Raw genomic sequence first — 20390 nt, 5'->3', positions numbered from 1 at the left:
CACACCGCAGCCCCCGCCGACTGGTTGGGTACCGGCGAGGGCTGCGACTTCACACGATCAGGGCGCGACAGACCCCCAATCGGCGAACCCGGTCGGGTCGTGCCGACCCATGGTGCCGTGTTCGAACAAGCCCCACCCTTCGTCGTCGCCGCAGCGCGCTTTGCCGACGTGGTCGATGACACCGAACGGAATGCGGCCGGCCACAGCGGGATCGGTCAGGTCGTAGAGCTTGCTCTCGGACCAGCCGCGCCCCTTCCACTGCCCGTGCAGCCAGTCGGGGTCGCCGCCGTAGCCGCAGCCCGCGTTGAGCGCGATGAAGGTTCCGGCCTCGACCTCGACTTCCAGCGGCTTGCCGTCGGGCGTGGCGAGTTCCAGGCGCAGCGCGGTCGGGATGCGGGTGCCGGACTTGTAGGTGAGATGCACGCGCGGCCAGCCCAACTGCTCGACGCGCCCGTCGTGCCACACGCGGGTGGCGTCGTTGAGGGTGCGGAAGCCGTTGGGCTCCTCCTGCACGATGACGATGATCGAGTAGTCGTCGAATTTCAGCGGCACGTACAGCCACCAGAAGCCCTCGGACGGTTCGTCGGCGACCCGCCCGGCCGGATCGGCGTCGCCGACGGGCCGGATGCCCCAGGAGCGGTCGCGGGTGCCGCACCACACGGCGGGATCGATGGCGAAGTCGTCGCCGTCGACATTCAGTGTGCCCGACCAGGTTCCGACCTGGGCGAAGCGCTGCGCGTCGATGATGGGCCGGTGCAGCTTGGTGATGATGGTGTGCGGCTGCTCGGCGACCGCGGGATGGGCGCCTTCCCAGGTGAGGTCGAACGACAGGTCGTCGTGCTCGCAGACCACGCGCAGCTTCTGCAGCGGCTCGATCACCTCGATGCGGTAGCCGCCGACCGCGAGGTCCAGGCCGCGCTGTTCGAGGGCGTCGGAGAAGCGGACCGCGCGCTGGGTGTCGCCGCGGCGCACGGTGGCGAAGGCGTCGGTCACGCCCAGGTTCGGGTACACGCCGAACCCGGTGATGAGCATGGTGTCCCCGCCGGTCTGGATGGCGTTGTAGTAGCTGCGGTCGTAGAAGTTCCGATCGCTGCTCGCCACCCGCGCCATCGGCAGCGGGGTCTGGTGAATGGGGTATTCGTCCAGCGGACCGATCATGTCGTCGTCTCTCAATCCCAGTTGTACGTGCCGTCGAGCAGTGCTTCGATCAGATCCGCGTGCATGACGAACTCGTCGCGGTTCTCGGGTTCGGTGGTCTCGCCGAAGTGGATCATGCGCCGCCAGATGCGGGCCATCACGACGCCGTGGCGCAGCGCGGCGTAGGTGAGGTACCAGTCCAGGTCTCGCAGGGTGTGGCCGGTGGCCTCGGTGTAGAGCTTCTCGACGTCGGAGCGCCGCATGTAGTCGGGCACGCCGGGCTGGCCGTACTTGGTGGCCATGTCCTGGAAGAAGCGGTGGATGAGCAGGGTCCAGGCGACGTCGAGTTCGCGCGGGCCGATGGCGGCCATCTCCCAGTCGAGGACGGCGTTGGGGGTGAGGCCCTCGAACATGATGTTGCCGGGCCGGGCGTCGCCCCAGCTGAGCACGTCGGCGCTCGGGTTCTCCGGGAAGTTGTCCTCGAGCCACTGGAAGGCGCGGTCCAGGATCGGGATGTTGTAGCCGTCGTCGGTGAGAGCCCAGGCGTACCAACGCTTCTGGGCGTCGAGGTGACGGCGCAGCGCGGGGCCCTCGCCGTCGAGGTGCGGGAACCGTTCGGCGGGCTTGTCGATGGCGTGGATCCGCGCGATCACGTCCACGGTGTTGCGGGTGATCTCCATCCGCTGTTCGGGGGTGGCGTCGAACAGCCAGCCGGTGAACACGTACGGCGGGTTGTCCGACGGCGCCTGGCCGCCGACGCGGCGCATCACCAGGAACGGCGAGCCGAGGATGCTGTCGTCGGCCTCGTACCAGCACAGCGGCGGGATCGGCAGGTCGGTGGCCTCGGTGACGGCCGCCATGGTGGCGAACTGGCCGCCGAGATCGTATTTCTCGAACACGGGGAAGGAGTCGGCCTCGGGGGCGAGGCGGGCCACGAACGAGCCGCCCGCGGCCTGGCCGTTCTCGGTCCATTCGGCGTCGAACAGCAGTGTGGCGCTGGACATGCCGCCGGCCTGCGGGTGGGTCAGCGAGGTGACCCGCGGCGGGGTGTCCGATTCGACCTTGGTGGACAGCCATTGGGTCAATCTCGTCGCGAGCTCGTCGTCATCGCGGTCGGAGACCGTCAATTCCCATTTCTCGTTCAGGTCGTCGGCGGACATTGCCGTCCCTTCTAGCGCACCAGCATCGGCGTCAGCCATGTGGTCTGAGTAACACGTGCCCAAAATGTAACCGGTTCTAGTGGGGGGTGGGAAGCGCTCTCGGCGATTGGTGTAAGCAGTACCGCTGACCGGGATGACCGCTGGTCGGGGGTGTGCACTCGTGCTGTCCCGTAATCCCTTGGGAGGACTTCCGATTAGGCATATTCCGGGTCGGCTCAGGGTCTTCACGGAGGCGCCGCGCGGGGGCGGCCGCCTAGCGTCGAAGGTCCGGATCGACGACGAGGGGATGTGGGATGAGCCTGCTGACAGCCGAGGACGGAACCGATCTGGCGGCGCGGCCGCCGGAGGAGCGCACCGGCTGGAAACCGGCCACCCGGATTCTCTTCCGATTCGGCTTTCTCTATTTCGGACTGTTCTGCGTGTTCTATCCGCAGCCGATTTTCGCTTTTCTCGGCGTCATCCAGGAATGGCTGCCGGACAATACCCAGATCACGATCGTGAACTGGTATCACGCGCCGATCGAATGGGTCGGGCGGACCGTTTTCGGGGCCGAGGTCGCCTTGAATCCGCGATCGGGCAGCGGCGATCAGGCGTATTTGTGGGTGCTGGTCTTCTGCGTGCTGATGGTCGCCGTCGCGGGCACGCTGGTCTGGAGTGTGCTGGACCGCCGCCGCACCGAATACCGCCGTCTCGCGGGCTGGTTCCTGCTGTTCCTCCGGCTGTGTCTGGCCGGGCAGATGCTGGGTTACGGCTTCGCCAAACTGGTTCCGACGCAGATGCCGGTGCCGCCGCTGGACGCGCTGGTCCAACCGCTGGGCAACTTCACCCATTCGTCCATGCTGTGGCTGCAGGTCGGCACGTCGCCGGTCTACGAAATGCTGCTGGGCGGCGCCGAGGTGCTGGGCGGCATCCTGTTGCTGCTGCCGCGCACCACGCTGGCGGGCGTACTGCTGAGCCTGGTGAGCATGGCGCAGGTGTGGGTGCTGAATATGACCTTCGACATCCCGGTCAAGCTGCTGTCGTTCCATCTGATGCTGTTGTGCCTGGTGCTGCTGGTCCCGGAGGCGCGGCGGCTGACCGCGGTGCTGACCGGCCGGGCGGCGGGACCCGCGGACACCCCGGAGCCGGTCTCGAGCGCCCGGGGACGGCGGATCCTCGCGATCGGACAGGTGGCGCTGCTCGTCTGGTTCCTGATCGCGCAGGTGGTGCAGAGTGTGCGGGCCTACGACGAATGGGGTCCGGGACGGCCGCAATCGGAGCTGTACGGCATCTGGACGGTCACCGAGTTCACCCGCGACGGCCGGCCGGTGCCGCCGCTGACCACCGACGAAACCCGGTGGCGGCGACTGGTGTTCGACAACCCCGAGGCCGCCTCCTACCAGTCGATGGACGACACGCTGACCACCGTCGGTGTGAAGATCGACGCGTCCGCGCACACGCTGGCGCTGCTCGCGCCCGGCGGCGAGGACGGTCCGCGACCGCTGGCCACCTTCACCTACGACCGCCCCGGCTCCGACCGCCTGGCGCTCACCGGTGAACTGTCCGGGCATCCGGTGGCCCTCGCCCTGCAGCGAGTCGACGAGAGCGGTATCCGATTGCGGCAGGGCGGAATTCACCTGATCCAGGACATGCCCCGGTTCACTTGACGCCGACGGTGCTGCACTGGTTGTCCCACAGCGGATTCGGCGCGAGGAACTCGCCGCTGCCCCGCACGAAGGCCTGCTGGGCGTCGGCCCGGCCCAGCAGGCGGGCGGCCAGCCAGGCCGTCGGATACCCGAGGTAGCCGTACACCCCGCTCGCGCACGGCCAGGCCGCTCCGGAGCAGTCCGGTTGGCCCTGGACGTCATTGTGATCGGGGGTGACCAGGGTGCCCCACGCCTTCGGGATGCCGGCGGGCACCGCGTCGTAGTAGGCGCGCATGGACTCCAGCCCGATGGCCTGCGGCGGCAGCATCTGATCCGACGGCGAGATGATGGTGTCGGCCGCGCCGTTGACGAAGAACACCGAGCCCGCCGTCAGCGCACCGGTATCGGGGCACGACACGCCGAAGACGCACAGCAGTTGGATCGGCAGTTCGATCGGCACCGCCGTGGTGATCCGGCCCCCGGAATGCGCCATGGCGTTGAGGACTCCGGTCGCGCCCTGCGAATGTCCCACGGCCCCCACCGCATCCGGGTCGAGTTTGCCGTGGAACACGCTGCCGGGGTCGGCGGCCAGGCTCAGCAGCTTGTCCACCGCGCCCGCGATGTCCACGCCGGAGCCGGTGGCGGCGTTCTCGGTGGCGATGACCACGAACCCCCACGAGGCGAAATGCCGCAGCAGGTAGGCGTATTGGCCCGGGTGCGCGTTGGTGCCGTCGCCCCAGGTGATGATGGGATGGCGGAATCCCTTGGCCCCCAGGTCGGTCGGGTACCAGATGTCGTAGGCCGCCCCGGTGGAATCGCAGCAGGTGAAGGCCGATTGTTCGGTCACCTGCCAGGGACCCGGTCGCGAATAGGCGCTCTCCACAGGCGGATCCGCGTGGCCGGTGCCCGAGGCGAGGCCCAGCGCCAGCATCGCGGCGAGCAGGAGACTGCGAACCAACCCGATGACCCTGCGTGTCATAGCTATCCAGCATAAGAACCGGAGGGCTGGTTCCGTCGCAAGTTACGCGGACCGCCGCGTGCCGTCGGCGTGGATCGTGAACTTCCTATCGATTGCCGCACGGACGCCGGGCGATTGTCGTGGCCGTCCTCGCACGCCGTACCCTGAATCCTTGTGCAGAACCCCGTAGCCACCCCCGATGACCAGCCGGTTCCCGCCTCCCGGGCCGAGACCGGTGACCCGAACTACCTGGTCGGCCTCGATCTGAACGGTCGCCGCGTGGTCGTGGTCGGCGGTGGCACGGTCGCGCAGCGGCGGCTCGGACTGCTCATCGCCTCCGGTGCGGACGTGCACGTGATCAGCCGCGAGGTCACCCCGGCCGTCGAGGGCATGGGCACCATGGGGCAGCTGACCATCGAACTGCGCGCGTACGCCGACGGCGACCTCGACGGCGCCTGGTACGCGATGGCCTGCACCGACGAACCGGACACCAACGCCGCCGTCGTCGCGGAGGCCACCCGCCGCCGCATCTTCTGCGTGCGCGCCGACACCGCGCGGCTGGGCACCGCGGTCACCCCGGCCACCGCCCGCTACGACGGCATGACCCTGGGCGTGCTGGCCGGCGGGCAGCACCGCCGTTCCGCCGCGGTCCGCAACGCGCTGCTCGAGGCCCTGCAATCCGGTGTGGTGACCGATGATTCGGCCCCCGTCACCCCGGGCGTGGCCCTGGTCGGCGGCGGCCCCGGCGACCCGGATCTGATCACCGTGCGCGGCCGCCGCCTGCTGGCCCGCGCGAATCTCGTTGTCGCCGACCGCCTCGCGCCGCCGGAGCTGCTGGCCGAGCTGGGCCCCGACGTCGAGGTCATCGACGCCGCGAAGATCCCCTACGGCCGGGCCATGGCGCAGGAGCACATCAATGCCGCGCTCATCGAGGGCGCGAAGGCGGGCAAGTTCGTGGTGCGGCTCAAGGGCGGCGACAACTACGTGTTCGGCCGCGGCTACGAGGAATTGGAGGCCTGTGTCGACGCGGGCATCCCGGTGACCGTGGTTCCCGGCGTCACCTCCGCCATCTCGGTCCCGGCGCTGGCCGGCATCCCGGTCACCCACCGCGGTGTCACCCACGAGTTCGTGGTGGTCAGCGGCCACGTCGCCCCCGACCACCCGGACTCCCTGGTCGACTGGCCCGCCCTGGCCCGCCTGCGCGGCACCATCGTGCTGCTGATGGCCGTCGAGCGGATCGAGAAGTTCGCCGACGCCCTGATCGCCGGCGGCCGCGCGACCGGCACCCCGGTCACCGTCATCCAGGAGGGCAGCCTGCGCACTCAGCGCATCCTGCGCGCCGATCTGGCCACGGTGGCCGAACGCGTCCGCGCCGAGGGCATCCGCCCGCCCGCCATCATCGTCATCGGTCCCACCGCGGGCTTCACCGCCGGAGCCCCGGACCTGGCCAACTCCTGACGAGCGCGATGAGGACGGTTGCCCCGCTCACCGCATCCTCTAGAGTGGGCCCGTGCTCGATAACCCCGCTGCGACGATGCAGTATCCGGTGACCAAGCGGGCGTTCGGGCTCGCGATTCTCGTCCTCAGCGGGCTGCAGCTGATGGTCGTGCTCGACGGCACGGTCATGATTCTGGCGCTGCCCCGACTACAGGAGCAGCTCGGCCTGTCCAACGCGGGCAGCGCGTGGACGGTGACCGCGTACGGTCTGCCCTTCGCCGGGCTCATGCTGCTGGGCGGGCGCCTGGGTGACTCGTTCGGGCGCAAGCGCATGCTGATCCTGGGCGTCACCCTGTTCACCGTGGCCTCGGCGCTGTGCGGTACCGCCCAGAACGAGGCGTGGCTGATCGCGGCCCGCGCCCTGCAGGGCACGGGTGCGGCCATCGCCGCACCGACCGCGTTCGCGTTGGTGGCGAGCACCTACGCGCCGGGCCCGGCCCGCAATCAGGCGGTGGCCATCTTCGGTTCCATGGTCGGTGTCGGCTCGGTCGGCGGTCTGGTGATCGGCGGCGCGCTGACCCAGGTGGACTGGCGCTGGATCTTCTGGATCAATGTGCCGATCGGTGCGCTCATCGTGTGGGGCGCGGTCACCCAGCTGCGCGACACCGTGCACCAGCGCATGTCCATGGATGTGCGTGGCGCGGTGCTGGGCACGCTGGCGTGTGTGGCGATCGTGTTCGGCGCGACCGAGGGTCCCGAGCTGGGCTGGACCAATCCGGTGATCCTGGGTTCGGTGATCGGCGGTCTGGTGCTGCTGGTGGTGTTCGTCCTCGCCGAGCGCGATGTCGAGAACCCGCTGCTGCCGTGGTCGCTGTTCGACAGCCGCGACCGCGTGATCACGTTCATCGCCATCTTCCTGACCTCCGGCGTGCTCGGCGCGACCACCTTCTTCGTGGCCCAGTTCCTGCAGAACGTGCTGCGCTACAGCCCGTTGCAGGCGGGTCTGGCCAGCATCCCGTTCACCCTGGGCGCGGGCGTCGGCACCGCGGTGGCGTCGAAGGCGTGCATGTACGTGAAGGCGCGCTGGCTGCTGCTGGCGGCGGCCGTGGTGCTGTCGGGTGCGCTGTACTTCGGTTCCACGCTGGACAGTTCCGCCGACTACTTCCCGACGCTGCTGGTCATGATGTCGATCGTCGGCTTCTGCATCGGCATCGGCATCGTGATCCTGCCGCTGTGTGTGCTGGTCGGCGTGGACATGGCCCATATCGGCCCGCTGTCGGCGGTGGGGCAGATGTTCATGAACATGGGCACGCCGTTCGCGGTCGGCATCCTGAGCCCGGTCGCCCTGTCGCGCACGCTGTCGCTGGACAAGGGCGCGACCGGCAAGGTGAGCGCCATGACCCAGCATCAGATCGACGCGCTGGGCAGCGGCTACACCCTGGTGCTGCTGGTGTGCGCCATCGGTACCGCGGTCATGGGCCTGCTGGCGTTGACGCTGCGCTACACGCCCGCGCAGCTGGCGCAGGCGCAGCACGCGCAGGACGAGGCGCAGAAGAACTGAGCCGCCCGCCCGGGTTCGCTTGGGTGTCAACACCTGTTGGCCTACACTTGTGGGCATGACTGTGGAGACGGGTCCGCGGCGCTCGGACGCCACTCGCGCGGCGATTCTCGAGGCGGCGCGCAAACGGTTCGCCGAGGACGGTTTCCGCAAGGCGACCATCCGGGCCATCGCCGCGGACGCGGGCATCGATCCGTCGATGGTGATGCGGTACTACGGCAACAAGGACGGATTGTTCGACGCCGCACTCGATGTCGACCTGGCCCTGCCGGATCTCGGTGCGGCCGACCCGGATTCGGTGGGCGGCCTGCTGGCGGCGCGCTTCCTGGAGCTGTGGGAGCAGCCGCCGACCAGCGAGATCCTGCTGACCCTGCTGCGGTCCGCGCTCACCGACGAGGCGGTGGCCGAACGCACCCGGCGCATCTTCGCCCAGCAGTTGATGCCCGCGGTGCTGCGCTTCGGCGACCCGGCCGACGCGCCGCACCGCGCGGGCCTGATCGCCGCGCAGATGCTGGGACTCGCGTTGTGCCGCTACATCCTGCGGCTGCCGCCGGTGGTGGCGCTCACCCAGGAGCGGATCGTCGCCGAGATCGGCCCCACCATTCAGCGCTACCTGTCCCCGGCCTGACCCGCGGCGTGGCGAAAGCCACTGTACTCGAGGGGTTTTCTCCGGCCCGAACATTCGGCACACTGCCCGGATGGGGATGAGTCGGGACGCGGAACTGCTGGACCGCTGGACGAGGTTGGCCGGGCCGCGCGCGCGGGCGGTGGGGGAGGACCTGATCCGCCGCTACAGTGAGCCGCACCGCCGCTATCACACCGTCGAACACCTGGCCGCGATGCTCGCGGTCATCGACGATCTGGCCGCGGACGCCGACGACCTGGACGCGGTCCGCTACGCCGCGTTCTTCCACGACGCGGTGTACGCCATGGACGGCACCGACAACGAGGAGGCCAGCGCCCGCCTGGCCGAAACCGCGCTGCCCGCACTGGGAGTCGCCCCGGCCCGGGTCGCCGAGGTCGCCCGCCTGGTCCGCCTCACCGGCGGCCACCACCCCGACCCCGCGGACCGCAACGGCGCCGTCCTCTGCGACGCCGACCTGGCCATCCTCGCCGCCGACCCGCCCGGGTACGCCGCCTACACCGCCGCGGTCCGCGCCGAATACGCCCACGTCCCCGACGACCTGTTCCGGAAGGGCCGGGCCGCAGTGCTCGCCGCCCTGGCGGAAGGCCCCGCCCTGTTCCGAACCCCGACCGCCCTACGGCGCTACGAGGCGGCGGCGCGTGCCAACCTCGCCGCCGAAATGGCCGCGCTCACAGGCGAATAACTGCGGCTGCACCGAGCCGTCGACGGTGATGGCGAGCATGGCCTGCCGGAACAGGCCGACCTGCGGCGGGTCGGTGACGGCCACGATCTGTCTGACGCCGGCGTCGGCGAGTTCGGTCACCCGCTGCCGCACCGCCGCCTCCGGCAGCCCGACCACCTTGCCGACCGTGGCGAAGGCCCGCCGCCCGTCCTCCTGTAGTTCGGCGATGATGTGCTTGGAGATGTCGTCGAGGTGTGGGGAGCCGCGTCCGGAGGTCTGGTCGGTCACGTGTGATCATCCTTCCCGAGAAACCCGGTACGTTGGAGGGCACGCCTTCTCCGGCGGCATTCGGTCCGACAAGGATGATCTCCCGTGAAGTACGTTCCCCGCGCGGTTCTGTTCCTCGCCGTGCCCGCGCTGTTGTTCCTGCTCCCGTGGTGGCTGCTGGTCTTCACCACCCTCTCCGGCGCGGCGTTCTGGCTCGGCACCGCGGTCTTTCTGCTCGGCTACCTGGCGCTGCCCGCGGGCATGCTGCTCGGGCATGGTCCCCGGCAGTCGGATGCGGCGGCCCTGGTGGGCGACACCCTGCTGGGTGTGATGTGGGTGGTGTTCAGCTGGTCGGTGATCGGCGCGGTGGTGCGCGGCGCGCTGGCGGTGGCCGGGGTGGACGATCCGGCCCGCTCCCGGATCGTGGCCGCGGGCGTGCTCGCCGTCTCGGTGGTGCTGACCGCGTACGCGATCTACAGCGCCCGCAGGGTGCCCAAGGTGCGGACCGTCGAGGTCGAGATTCCGCGCCTGGGAGCCGGATTGGACGGTTTCCGGCTGGCCGTGGTCACCGACACCCATTTCGCCGCGACGGACCGGCTGCGCTGGTCGGAGAAGGTGGTGGCCGAGGTCAACGCCCTGCGCCCCGATATCGCCTGCCACGCGGGCGATCTCGCGGACGGTTCGGTGGTCAAGCGTGGCGCGCAGGTGGATCCGCTGGGCAAGGTCGAGGCCGAGTACGGGCGCTTCTACATCACCGGCAATCACGAGTACTTCGGTGACGCTCCCGGCTGGATCGAGCACATGGCGGGCCTGGGCTGGCGGCCCATGCGCAACGAGCACGAGGTCATCACCCGCGACGGCGACAGTCTGGTGCTGGCGGGCATCGACGATCCGACCGGCACGGGCCTGCCGGGCCACGGCCCCGATCTGCCCGCGGCCCTCGCCGGCGCGGACCCGAACCTGCCGGTGATCCTGCTGGCGCATCAGCCCCGCCAGGTCGCCGACGCGGTGGCTTCGGATGTGGCCCTGCAGATTTCGGGCCACACCCACGGCGGTCAGATCTGGCCGTTCCACTACCTGGTCCGCTTGGAGCAGCCGGTGGTGGCGGGCCTGAGCCGCCACGGCGAGCGCACCCAGCTCTACACCAGCCGCGGCACCGGCTTCTGGGGTCCGCAGCTGCGGCTGTTCGCCCCGAGCGAGATCACCCTGCTGATCCTGCGCGCTCCACGCTGAGTCACCGATCCGCCAGTCGCCGAATGGTTTCGGCGTAGGCGGCCGGGTGGGTCAGGTTGCCGTTGTGGCCGCCGGGGAACTCGGTGGCCTCGACGCCCATCAGCTCGGCCAGTTCGAACGCGCACAGGCGGTCGAAGACCTGTGCCGGGGTGCGGCGTCCGATGGCGGGTAGGACGCGGGTGCTGGTCTCGGCGAGCGCGGCGACATCGAGCCAGTCCTCCCGGACGGCCGTGAAGTCCCGCTCGATGAAATAGGTGAAGTTCGCGGCTCTTTCGGGCGTGATGGGCGGCAGCTGAACGCCCTCCTCGGTCTCCTGGTCGGCGGGGTTGATCCCGAGTGTGCGGGCCATCGGGCCGAGTGCGGCCCGCCACCCCTCGGCGCGGCATACCCGCTGGCATTCCTCGAGTTCGCGCTGGTGATGCGCGCGCTGGGTGGCCGCGAGCAGCCACGGCGAGACCGGTTCGTGGGCGATGAGGGTGTGCACCTGCTCGGGATGCGTTGCGGCCAGGTGCAATCCGAGCGATGCCCCCATGCTGCACCCGAGCATCAGAACCGGCTGGTCGGTGATGGCGGTCAGCAGTCGGTGCACATCGTCGGCGTGGGCGGCGATGCTCGGCCGCGCGCTCGGCTGGTGAATCCGGCTGCGCGACAGCCCCCGCCGGTCGTAGGTGACGACGGTGAATTCGTTCTCCAGGTGCCGCACCAGGCCCTCGCTGCGGCGCGCGTCGCCTTCGCCGCTCTGGGAGATGAGCAGTATCGGTCCGGTGCCGCGGATTTCGTAGTACAGCTCGGCGCCGTCGACGGGGAGGGTGGCGGTCTCGATCGTGGTCATGGCATCACCATAATCCATCATTTTTGATGCATCAAGAGTGATGTATCTGAACTGATGTATCGTCGCGGTATGAACGGAGTCGAGCTGTTCCTGCTGGGTCGCGCCCTCATGAAGCTGGGCGAGCGGGCCCTGCCCGGCGCGGGCGAACGCACCGGCAACCGCGCGGTCCTGGTCGTCCTCAGCGATGTGCTCGAACATCCGGGCACCACGATCAGCGAGGTGACCACCCGCACCGGGCTCCCGCAGAGCGCGGTCTCCGGTGCGGTGGCCCGGCTGCGGGAGACGGGTTCGCTGGTGGCGCACACCGATCCGCACGACCGCCGCCGCTCGCTGCTCGAACCCGCCCGCGAATTGTCCGAGCGGGTAGCGCAGGTCCGGGCCACCGGCATCGACGCCACCGTCGCCGCGGCCCTGGGCGATCCCGATCCCGCCGCCCTCGCCGAGGTGCTCGCGGCCCTGGAACTGCTGTCGGACCGCCTGGGCGTCCGTCCGCGCGCCGCCGTCGACTAGCTGTCGAACCCCAGCCCCGTGTAGTCGAGGGTCTTCAGCCACAGATTGCGCCGTCCCTGCCGCGCGTCCGCCCGGGCCAGCGACCAGCGGGTGAGGTGAATTCCCGCGGAGCGCAACGGTTCCGGCGGCAGTGGTAGTGGCCGCGAGCGCACCATGCGCAGCCGGGTGCGTTCGGTGTCCAGGCCCCACAGCTGATCGAGCATGACCTCCGCGCCGAAGCGGGTCGCGCCGACCCCGAGCCCGGTGTATCCGGCCGCGTACACCAACCGGCCCTTGTAGGCCGCGCCGAAGAAGGCGCAGAACCGGCCGCAGGTGTCGATGACCCCGCCCCAGCGATGGGTGAAGCGCAGGCCGTCGAGCTGCGGGAAGGTCTGGAAGAAATGCCGGGCGAGAGTCTCGAAGGTGGCCTCGTTGTATTCCAGCGCGGGCGCGATCCGATTGCCGTAGTGGTAGATGGCGTCGTAGCCGCCGAACAGGATGCGATTGTCGCTGGTCAGCCGGTAGTAGTGGAAGCGATAGGAGGCATCGCCCAGTCCCATGCGGGTGCCCCAGCCGATGCTGTCGAGCTGCCCGGCGGTGAGCGGCTCGGTCATCAGCGCGTAGTCGTAGACCGGCACCACGTGCCGGGACACCTTGGGCAGTGGTCCGGCGAACGCGCTGGTGCACAGGGCGACCCGGGGCGCGCGGACCTCGCCGTGCGGGGTGTGCAGGGTCAGCGTCGATCCGGGTGACTTCGAAAGGCGTTGCACGGGAGTGCCTTCGAAGATGCGCACCCCCGAATCCAGGCAGGCGCGCCGCAATCCCCAGGCCAGCCGGGCCGGGTCCAGCATGGCGACGCCGTCGCGATCCCACCAGCCGCCGAGATAGGTGGGGGAGTGCACGAGGCTCCGGACCTGGGCCGCGTCCAGCAGTTCGGTGCGGTAGCCGAGGGCGGCGGCGGCCTCGTGGCTCTCGCGCAGCCATTCCACCTCGTGCGGCGCGGTCGCGACCTCCATATCGCCGGTCCGCTGGAAGTCGCAGTCGATGCCGTAGCGCAGGACGGCCTTCTCGATGTCGTCCAGATTGTCGCGGCCCAGGCGTTCGAGCTGGCCGATCTCGTCGGGGAAGCGTTCGATCCCGTTGGCCAGGCCGTGGGTGAGGCTGGCCGAGCAGAAGCCGCCGTTGCGGCCCGAGGCCGCGTGCCCGCACAGGCCGGATTCCACGAGCGCCACCTCGGTGCCCGGATCGCGTTCCTTGGCCAGCAGCGCGGTCCACAGTCCGCTGTACCCGCCGCCGATGACGGCGAGGTCGGCCTCGGTGGCGGCGGTGAGCGGGTCGGTGGGGGCCGGCCGTTCGGGCCGGTCGGTCCAGTACGGCGTCGGCGCTGCGTCATGCAGGGCCGACGCCCACAGTTTGCTTCCCTTGGCCGACATGGCCGATCAACTCCCTCTCCCTTGTGCCGGAAATGGCGAGATTCCGCGGGTCACCGAGCTCCGGGTACGCGAAAAGCCGCCGCGGTCCCGGACGGGACCAGTCGGCGGCTTTCGGGAAAGTCAGCTGGTGGCGGCGCGATCCTCGGAGCGGCGGGGCATGCGCACGGTGGACCGCAACACCTGCGTCGGATGCCGGTCCATTCTCCGCCTCCTCCTGATGCTTCGAGGATAGCCCAGAAAACCTATTCGGCGTGGAAGACGACGTCGTGCCACGGCTTGTGCGCCACCGCGGTGATATCGGACATCACGTGTTTGATATTCGTGTATTCCTCGAATGAGTAGGCGGACATGTCTTTCCCGAAGCCGGAGGCCTGGTATCCGCCGTGCGGCATTTCGCTGACGATCGGAATGTGGTCGTTGATCCACACGCACCCGGCCCGGATCTCGCGCGCGGCCCGCTGGGTGCGGAAGACACTGTGTGACCAGGCCGAGGCGGCCAGGCCGTAGACGGTGTCGTTGGCCAGCGCGATGCCCTCGTCGTCGGTGTCGAAGGGCAGCGCCACCAGCACCGGGCCGAAGATCTCCCGCTGCACGATCGCCGAATCCTGGGCGGCGCCGGTGATGAGCGTCGGCTCGTAGTAGCAGCCGGCCTCGGGGGTGTGATCCGGAATTCGGCCGCCGCGAACGATTTTCGCCCCGGCGGCGCGGGCCTGCTCGACCATGGCGCCGACCTTGTCGCGGTGCGCGCGCGAAATCAGCGGCCCCATATCGGTTTCCGGATCCTCCACCGGTCCGAGCGTCACCCGGTCCATGAGATCGGCGACCCGGCCGACGAATTCCTCGAACAGGGGCCGCTGCACATACGCGCGGGTGGCGGCGGTGCAGTCCTGGCCGGCATTGATCAGCGCGCCCGCGACCGCACCGCGTGCGGCGGCCTCCGGGTCGGCGTCGTCGAACACCACGAACGGCGCCTTGCCGCCGAGCTCGAGGTGGACCCGCTTCACCGCGCCGGCGGCGGTCGCGGCCACCTGCCGCCCGACGGCGGTGGAGCCGGTGAACGACACCATGGCCACCGCGGGGTGCGCCACCAGCGGCTGCCCGGCCTCCGCCCCGGTGCCGGTGAGGACATTGATCACGCCCGGCGGTAGCCCCGCCTCGGCGGCCGCCTCCGCGAAGAGCAGCGAGGACAGCGGTGTCAGCTCGGAAGGCTTGAGCACCACCGTGTTTCCGGCCGCGATGGCGGGCAGGATCTTCCAGCCCGCCATCTGCATCGGATAGTTCCACGGCGCGATGGACCCGATCACGCCGAGCGGTTCGCGGCGGATCGCGGAGGTGTGGTCGGCGGAGTATTCCGCGGCCGCCTTGCCTTCCAGGTGCCGGGCGGCCCCGGCGAAGAAGGCCACATTGTCGATGGTGCCGGGCACGTCGAAGCCGGTCGCGAGGCGAATCGGCTTGCCCGCGTTGACGCTTTCGACGGCGGCGAATTCCGCGGCGCGGGCGCGCAGCACCCGCGCCCACTCGTGCATGAGGTCCGATCGGGCGCCGGGGGTGAGTCCGGCCCACCCCGGGAAGGCGTCCCGGGCCGCGGCCACCGCGGCCTCGACATCGGCGGCGTTCGCGCCCGCGCCGGTGGCGATCTCGGCGCCGGTGGCCGGGGCGATGATCGACAGCGGGGCACCCGATCCGGATCGCCGTGCGCTGCCGATGAATTGCAGGTCCTGCTGAGTCACAGCGCTCCTGAAGGGTCGAATCCGGATCGGAATCCGCGGTCTCGGATCACACAGTGCGGTCTCGGATCACACAGTATGGCCGTCGGCCACGGTCAGCGCTTGGTCGAGAATCGCGAGTCCCTCCTTGCACTCGCCCTCGCCGATGGTGCAGGGCGGGACCACGTGCAGCCGATTGAAGTTGACGAACAGCAGCAGCCCGGCGGCCTTGGCGGCGGCGACGGTCTCGATCATGGCCGGGCTGGTGCCGCCGTAGGGAGCCAGCGGTTCCCGGGTGGCCCGGTCCCGGACCAACTCGACCGCCCAGAACACCCCGAGGCCCCGCACGTCGCCGACACTCGGATGCCGCTCGGCCAGCTCGCGCAGGCCGGGCCCGATCACCCGCTCGCCCATGTCGGCGGCGTTCTCGACGATGTGTTCGTCGGTCATGGCGTTGATGGTCGCCACCGCCGCCGCGGTCGCCAGGGGGTGTCCGGAGTAGGTGAGCCCGCCCGGATAGGCGCGGTCGTCGAAGGTGGCGGCGATGTGCGGTGCGATGGCGACGCCGCCCAGCGGCACGTATCCGGAGTTGACGCCCTTGGCGAAGGTCAGTAGGTCCGGCACCACGGCGCGGTGCTCATCGGAGAAATGATCGATGGCGAACCATTTTCCGGTCCGCCCGAATCCCGACATGACCTCGTCGGCGATGAACACGATCCCGTACTTGTCGCACAGCGCGCGGACCCCGGCCAGGTAGCCCGGCGGCGGCACCATGATTCCGGCCGTGCCCGGCACCGATTCCAGGATGACGGCCGCGATGGTGCTCGGCCCCTCCAGCGCGATGGTCTGCTCGAGGTGCTCGAGCGCCCGTTCGGTCTCCTCGGCCTCGGTGCCGGCGTGGAAGTGCGAGCGGTACAGGAACGGCCCGAAGAAGTGCACGACGCCGGCATTGCCGTGGTCGTTGGGCCAGCGCCGCGGGTCACCGGTCAGATTGACCGCGGTCTCGGTGCCGCCGTGATAGGACCGGTAGCGCGCGAGCACCTTGTAGCGCCCGGTGTGCAGCCGCGCCATCCGCACGGCGTGCTCGACGGCGTCCGCGCCGCCATTGGTGAAGAAGATCCGGTCCAGTTCGCCGGGCGTGCGCTCGGCGATCAGCCGCGCGGCCTCCGAGCGCGCGTCGTTCACGTACGCCGGGCCGACGGTGCACAGCGTGGCCGCCTGTTCCTGGATGGCGGCCACCACCTTCGGATGCTGGTGGCCGATATTGGTGTTCACCATCTGCGAGGAGAAGTCGAGCAGCCGGGTGCCGTCGCCGTCCCACACGTAGCAGCCCTGGGCCGCGGTGATCACCATGGGGTTCAGCGCCTTCTGCGCGGACCAGGAGTGGAAGACGTGCTTGCGATCCAGTTCGTAGGCGCGGGCGGCCCGTTCGCGCGCCGCCTCGGGGGTCAGGCCATGGGGCAGGGTCATCGCAGGTCCTTCGATCGTGTCAGCCGTCAGTGGTTCTGGGGGAAGCCGAGATTCAGGCCGCCGTGGCTGGGGTCGAGCCAGCGGGTGGTGACGGCCTTGGTGCGGGTGAAGAAGTGGACGCCGTCGGCGCCGTGCGCGTGCGAGTCGCCGAACAGGGAGTTCTTCCAGCCGCCGAAACTGTAGTAGGCCATGGGGACCGGGATGGGCACATTGATGCCGACCATGCCGACCTCGACCTCGTTGTGGAACCGCCGCGCCGCGCCGCCGTCATTGGTGAACAGGGCGGTGCCGTTGCCGTAGGGGTTGGCGTTGATCAGGGCCAGCGCCTCGTCGTAGCTGTCCACCCGGACCACCGACAGGACTGGTCCGAAGATCTCGTCGGTGTATACGCTCATCTCGGGGGTGACGTGGTCGAGAATGGTGGGGCCCAGCCAGAATCCGCCGGCCCCGCCGTCCGGGGACACCGTGCGGCCGTCGAGAACCACGGTCGCGCCGGAGGATTCGCCCGCCGCGACATAGGCGGCCACCTTGTCGCGGTGCGCGGCGCTGACCAGCGGACCCATATCGGTGCCGCGGGTGCCGTCGCCGGTGCGAATGGTCTTGGCGCGTTTGGTGATTCGGGCCACCAGGTCGTCGGCGACATCGCCCACCGCGACCAGTGCGCTGATCGCCATGCACCGTTCGCCGGCCGACCCGAAGCCCGCGTTGACCGCCGCGTCGGCCGCCAGGTCCAGGTCGGCGTCGGGCAGCACCACCATGTGGTTCTTGGCGCCGCCGAGCGCCTGCACCCGTTTGCCCGCGGCGGTGCCGTGCTCGTAGACGTAGCGGGCGATGGGGGTGGAGCCGACGAACGACACCGCCTTGATCGCGGGGTTGGCCAGCAGTTCGTCGACGGCGACCTTGTCGCCCTGGACCACGTTGAACACCCCGTCGGGCAGTCCGGCCTCCTGCCAGAGCTCGGCCATCCACAGCGCGGCCGAGGGATCCTTCTCGCTCGGCTTGAGCACCACGGTGTTCCCGGCCCCGATGGCGACCGGGAAGAACCACATGGGCACCATGGCCGGGAAATTGAACGGCGAGATGATCGCGACCGGGCCCAGCGGCTGGCGTACCGAGAAGATGTCGACCTTGGTGGAGGCGTTCTCGGTGTAACCCCCCTTGAGCAGATGCGGTATGCCGCACGCGAATTCGACGATCTCCAGACCGCGCGCCACCTCGCCGAGGGCGTCGGCGAGCACCTTGCCGTGTTCGGCGGTGATGATCGCGGCGAGCTCCTGCTTGCGCTCGTTGAGCAGTTCGCGGAACCGGAACAGCACCTGGGTGCGCTTGGCCAGGGAGGCGTCGCGCCAGGCGGGGAAGGCGGCGACGGCGGCGTCGATCACCGTGCGCACGTCGGCCGCGGACGCCAGGGCGACCTGTGCGGTCACCGCGCCGGTGGCGGGATTGGTGACGGGCGCGGTCGTCTCGGCGGAACCGGTGAAGGGCTTGCCGTCGAGCCAGTGTGCGATGGTCTGCATATCTCCTCGATTCCGTGATTCCGCCGGTCGGGCCGGGGTTCGTCCGTCCCTACTCTGCGTCATGACCGGCCGGTTGATTCCCGACATTGTGTATCTATTTTCCGTCTTCGTATTACGATTCGTCGGTGCTTCTCTCCGTTGCTGACGTGCTGGCCATGCCGGTCGTGCGCGCCGGGCTGCCGGAGGTGGCGGGCGGCGGGCCGCTGGATCGGCCGGTGCGGTGGGTGCATGTCAGCGAACTGGCCGATGTCGCGAAGCTGCTGGTCGGCCGCGAACTCATTCTCACCACCGGGCAGGCGCTGACCGGTAGCGACGCCGAGACCGTGGCCTATCTGGAATCCCTGGCCGCGGCGGGGGTGTCGGGGTTGGTGGTCGAATTGGGCACCTCGGTCCGGGCGTTCACGCCCGTGGTCGCCCGGACCGCGGACCGGCTGGGCCTGCCGGTGGTGGCGCTGCACCGGGTGGTGCGGTTCGTGGAGATCACCGAGGCGGTGCACCGGGTGATCGTGGCCGACCAGTACGAGGAGCTGGAGTTCGCCCGCACCGTGCACGAGACCTTCACCGCGCTCAGCGTGCGGCGGGCGTCGCTGGCCGAGATCGTGAAGACCGCCGCCGGAATGTTGGACGCCTCGGTCGTGCTCGAGGATCTGGCGCATCGGGTGCTGGCGCTGACCGCGCGCCACACCGGCACCTCGGCGCTGCTCGACCGCTGGGAGGCCACCTCCCGGCTGCTGTCGGACACCGACCCGAACGTGGTTCCGGTCGGCCCGCACACCCAGCGCTGGGGCCGGCTCATCCTGCGTTCGAACCGGGTGACCAGCGCCCGCGCCCGGATGGTGCTCGAGCGCGCCGCCCAGACCCTCACCCTGCACCGCATGATCGAACGCGACCGGTTCGGCCTGCACCGGCAGGCGCAGACCGGGCTCATCGACGATATGGTCAACGGCCGCCTCACCGACGAGCGCGACGCGGTCGCGCTGGCCGCCGCGCTGGGCCTGGCCCGCCGGGTCCGCTACGTGCCGCTGGCGCTGGAGGTGGCCGCGGCCGCCGAACCGGATCCGGTTGCGCAGCAACGGCGTACGGCCGCGCTGCTGGACGCGGCGCTGCACGGGGTGGCGTTGGCCAAGGCGACCGCGCTGGCCGCGCCCGATCACGGCAATCGGGTCACCTTCGTGCTGGGCGTGCCGCGCGGCGGCGACCTCGACGCCGCGCTCACCGCGATCTGCGCGGCCCTGCTCGCCGAGGTCCGCCGGGTGCCCGGCGTGGTGCGCGCGGTCATCGGCGTCGGCGGTGAATCGGACTCGCTGCTCGACACCGCGCGCGAACTGGCCCAGGCCGCGCACGTCGCCGAAGTCGCGCTCTCCCTGGACGCTTCGACCCCGCGCCCGTTCTATCGCAGCGGCGACGTCCGGCTGCGCGGCCTGCTCTCGCTCATCCGGGACGAGCCCGGCGTGCAGCGTTTCGCCGAGACCGAACTGAGCGCCCTGCTGCGCCACGACATCCGCAACGCCACCGACCTGACCCGCACCCTGCGCCAGTTCCTGGACCTGGCCGGCAATAAGACCGAACTCGCGAAGCGGCTCAACATCAGCCGCCCCACCCTCTATGACCGGCTGTCGCGAATCGAACGCATCCTCGACGTCGATCTCGACAACGGTGAGACCCGGACCTCCCTGCACGCCGCGCTGCTGATCCGCGACCTGGCCGCGGCCGGCGACACCCGGTGAGTCCGGCTCAGGCCGGGTCGGCGCCCATCGGGTTCGGGTAGAGGATCTCGCCGCTGCGGGCCACCGCGCGGGCCGCGGGCGTCAGCACCGCGAGTGTCTCGACGATGCCCGGCACCTCGCGGTAGGCGGTCATGGCCAGGGCGTCGGTGCGCGTCTCGATGTGCTCGCGCAGCGCGCGCCCCGCCGGGGTGAGGCCTTGGGCATCGAGCAGGCCGCGCCCGGCGAGCCGCTCGCGCGCCGCCTGCCAATCGGTCTCGCTCCAGCCGCGATTGTCCCGCCAGATCTGGGCGGGGACGCCGGTGGCGGCGGAGAACAGCACGTGCGCCTCGCAGCCGTCGATGCCCTCGGTGAGCAGGCAGGCCACATGCCCGTCGCCGCGGTGTTCGCGCAGCGTGGTGACGGCCTGCCAGAGCGCGTGCACGGTGTCGCCGGGGGTGGGCAGATCGCGGTTGGCGGCGAACAGCGCGCGGCCCCCGGCCGGGGCGTCGGCGATGGCCCGCTGCAGGTGGGGCACGGTGCGGGCGGCGATGCCCG

17 protein-coding genes and 1 pseudogene are annotated in these 20390 nt (G+C 70.2%); 8 read left to right on the top strand and 10 right to left on the bottom strand.

The genetic code is table 11. The annotated features are described in order from the left end of the window. Positions 1 to 57: 57 nt before the first annotated feature. Positions 58 to 1158, bottom strand: a complete 1101-nt coding sequence (locus ACWELJ_RS23460) for a hypothetical protein (RefSeq protein ID WP_452368275.1) — start codon at positions 1156 to 1158, stop codon at positions 58 to 60. An 11-nt stretch (positions 1159 to 1169) separates the two neighbouring features. Then, positions 1170 to 2297 (bottom strand): phosphotransferase family protein, encoded by a 1128-nt coding sequence (locus ACWELJ_RS23455; RefSeq protein WP_452368274.1) that lies wholly within the window; start codon positions 2295 to 2297, stop codon positions 1170 to 1172. Between the two features lie 293 nt (positions 2298 to 2590). Here ACWELJ_RS23455 and ACWELJ_RS23450 point away from each other — a divergent pair, with 293 nt between their 5' ends. Then, positions 2591 to 3943, top strand: a complete 1353-nt coding sequence (locus ACWELJ_RS23450; protein WP_452368273.1) for a DoxX family protein — start codon at positions 2591 to 2593, stop codon at positions 3941 to 3943. On the opposite strand, the gene ACWELJ_RS23445 is transcribed toward ACWELJ_RS23450, so the two are convergent. After that, entirely contained in the window at positions 3936 to 4901 is a 966-nt protein-coding gene (locus ACWELJ_RS23445; protein ID WP_452368272.1) for a poly(ethylene terephthalate) hydrolase family protein, read from the bottom strand. The genes ACWELJ_RS23450 and ACWELJ_RS23445 overlap by 8 nt on opposite strands. Positions 4902 to 5129: 228 nt before the next feature. On the opposite strand from ACWELJ_RS23445, the gene cobA reads away from it, so the two are divergent. The 4 genes from cobA to ACWELJ_RS23425 all read left to right on the top strand — a co-directional run bounded on the left by cobA (position 5130) and on the right by ACWELJ_RS23425 (position 9203). Beyond that, entirely contained in the window at positions 5130 to 6338 is a 1209-nt protein-coding gene (gene cobA / locus ACWELJ_RS23440) for a uroporphyrinogen-III C-methyltransferase (RefSeq protein ID WP_452368283.1), read from the top strand. Between the two features lie 76 nt (positions 6339 to 6414). Beyond that, the gene (locus ACWELJ_RS23435; protein WP_452368282.1) at positions 6415 to 7878 is read left to right on the top strand and encodes an MFS transporter; all 1464 of its coding nucleotides are present in this window, start codon (positions 6415 to 6417) and stop codon (positions 7876 to 7878) included. A 55-nt stretch (positions 7879 to 7933) separates the two neighbouring features. Next, positions 7934 to 8503 carry a TetR/AcrR family transcriptional regulator gene (locus ACWELJ_RS23430; protein ID WP_452368271.1) on the top strand — a complete coding sequence of 190 codons (570 nt, stop codon included), beginning with the start codon at positions 7934 to 7936 and terminating at the stop codon, positions 8501 to 8503. A 70-nt stretch (positions 8504 to 8573) separates the two neighbouring features. Further along, complete coding sequence (locus tag ACWELJ_RS23425; RefSeq protein ID WP_452368270.1) at positions 8574 to 9203, top strand: HD domain-containing protein; 630 nt, start codon at positions 8574 to 8576, stop codon at positions 9201 to 9203. Positions 9204 to 9212: 9 nt separating this feature from the next. Here ACWELJ_RS23425 and ACWELJ_RS23420 read toward each other — a convergent pair. Then, a pseudogene (locus ACWELJ_RS23420) lies at positions 9213 to 9470 on the bottom strand (Lrp/AsnC family transcriptional regulator); the annotation flags it as partial. 84 nt (positions 9471 to 9554) lie between these two features. Here ACWELJ_RS23420 and ACWELJ_RS23415 point away from each other — a divergent pair. Next, positions 9555 to 10682: a metallophosphoesterase gene (locus ACWELJ_RS23415; protein ID WP_452368269.1), complete on the top strand. Its 1128-nt coding sequence runs from the start codon at positions 9555 to 9557 to the stop codon at positions 10680 to 10682. A 1-nt stretch (position 10683) separates the two neighbouring features. On the opposite strand, the gene ACWELJ_RS23410 is transcribed toward ACWELJ_RS23415, so the two are convergent. Beyond that, on the bottom strand, positions 10684 to 11514 hold the full coding sequence (locus ACWELJ_RS23410) for an alpha/beta fold hydrolase (protein ID WP_452368268.1): 831 nt from the start codon (positions 11512 to 11514) through the stop codon (positions 10684 to 10686). Between the two features lie 69 nt (positions 11515 to 11583). Here ACWELJ_RS23410 and ACWELJ_RS23405 point away from each other — a divergent pair, with 69 nt between their 5' ends. Then, a complete protein-coding gene (locus ACWELJ_RS23405; protein WP_452368267.1) occupies positions 11584 to 12024 on the top strand; it encodes a MarR family transcriptional regulator in 441 nt (146 codons plus the stop codon). On the opposite strand, the gene ACWELJ_RS23400 is transcribed toward ACWELJ_RS23405, so the two are convergent. From ACWELJ_RS23400 to ACWELJ_RS23385, 4 genes are all read right to left on the bottom strand, one after another. Next, on the bottom strand, positions 12021 to 13436 hold the full coding sequence (locus tag ACWELJ_RS23400; RefSeq protein ID WP_452368266.1) for an NAD(P)/FAD-dependent oxidoreductase: 1416 nt from the start codon (positions 13434 to 13436) through the stop codon (positions 12021 to 12023). The two genes, ACWELJ_RS23405 and ACWELJ_RS23400, sit on opposite strands and share 4 nt — an antisense overlap. 242 nt (positions 13437 to 13678) lie before the next feature. Next, complete coding sequence (locus ACWELJ_RS23395; protein ID WP_452368265.1) at positions 13679 to 15166, bottom strand: gamma-aminobutyraldehyde dehydrogenase; 1488 nt, start codon at positions 15164 to 15166, stop codon at positions 13679 to 13681. Positions 15167 to 15232: 66 nt separating this feature from the next. Next, on the bottom strand, positions 15233 to 16612 hold the full coding sequence (locus ACWELJ_RS23390; RefSeq protein WP_452368264.1) for an aminotransferase class III-fold pyridoxal phosphate-dependent enzyme: 1380 nt from the start codon (positions 16610 to 16612) through the stop codon (positions 15233 to 15235). A gap of 26 nt (positions 16613 to 16638) precedes the next feature. Further along, the gene (locus ACWELJ_RS23385) at positions 16639 to 18129 is read right to left on the bottom strand and encodes a CoA-acylating methylmalonate-semialdehyde dehydrogenase (protein ID WP_452368263.1); all 1491 of its coding nucleotides are present in this window, start codon (positions 18127 to 18129) and stop codon (positions 16639 to 16641) included. 125 nt (positions 18130 to 18254) lie between these two features. Here ACWELJ_RS23385 and ACWELJ_RS23380 point away from each other — a divergent pair, with 125 nt between their 5' ends. After that, positions 18255 to 19856, top strand: a complete 1602-nt coding sequence (locus ACWELJ_RS23380) for a PucR family transcriptional regulator (RefSeq protein ID WP_452368262.1) — start codon at positions 18255 to 18257, stop codon at positions 19854 to 19856. 7 nt (positions 19857 to 19863) lie between these two features. On the opposite strand, the gene ACWELJ_RS23375 is transcribed toward ACWELJ_RS23380, so the two are convergent. Continuing rightward, on the bottom strand, positions 19864 to 20390 hold a 527-nt coding region (locus ACWELJ_RS23375), incomplete at its 5' end, for an SCO6745 family protein (RefSeq protein ID WP_452368261.1).

The sequence above is a fragment of the Nocardia sp. NPDC004582 genome (genome assembly GCF_053602115.1).
This window is presented reverse-complemented; position numbering and strand designations above follow the sequence as displayed.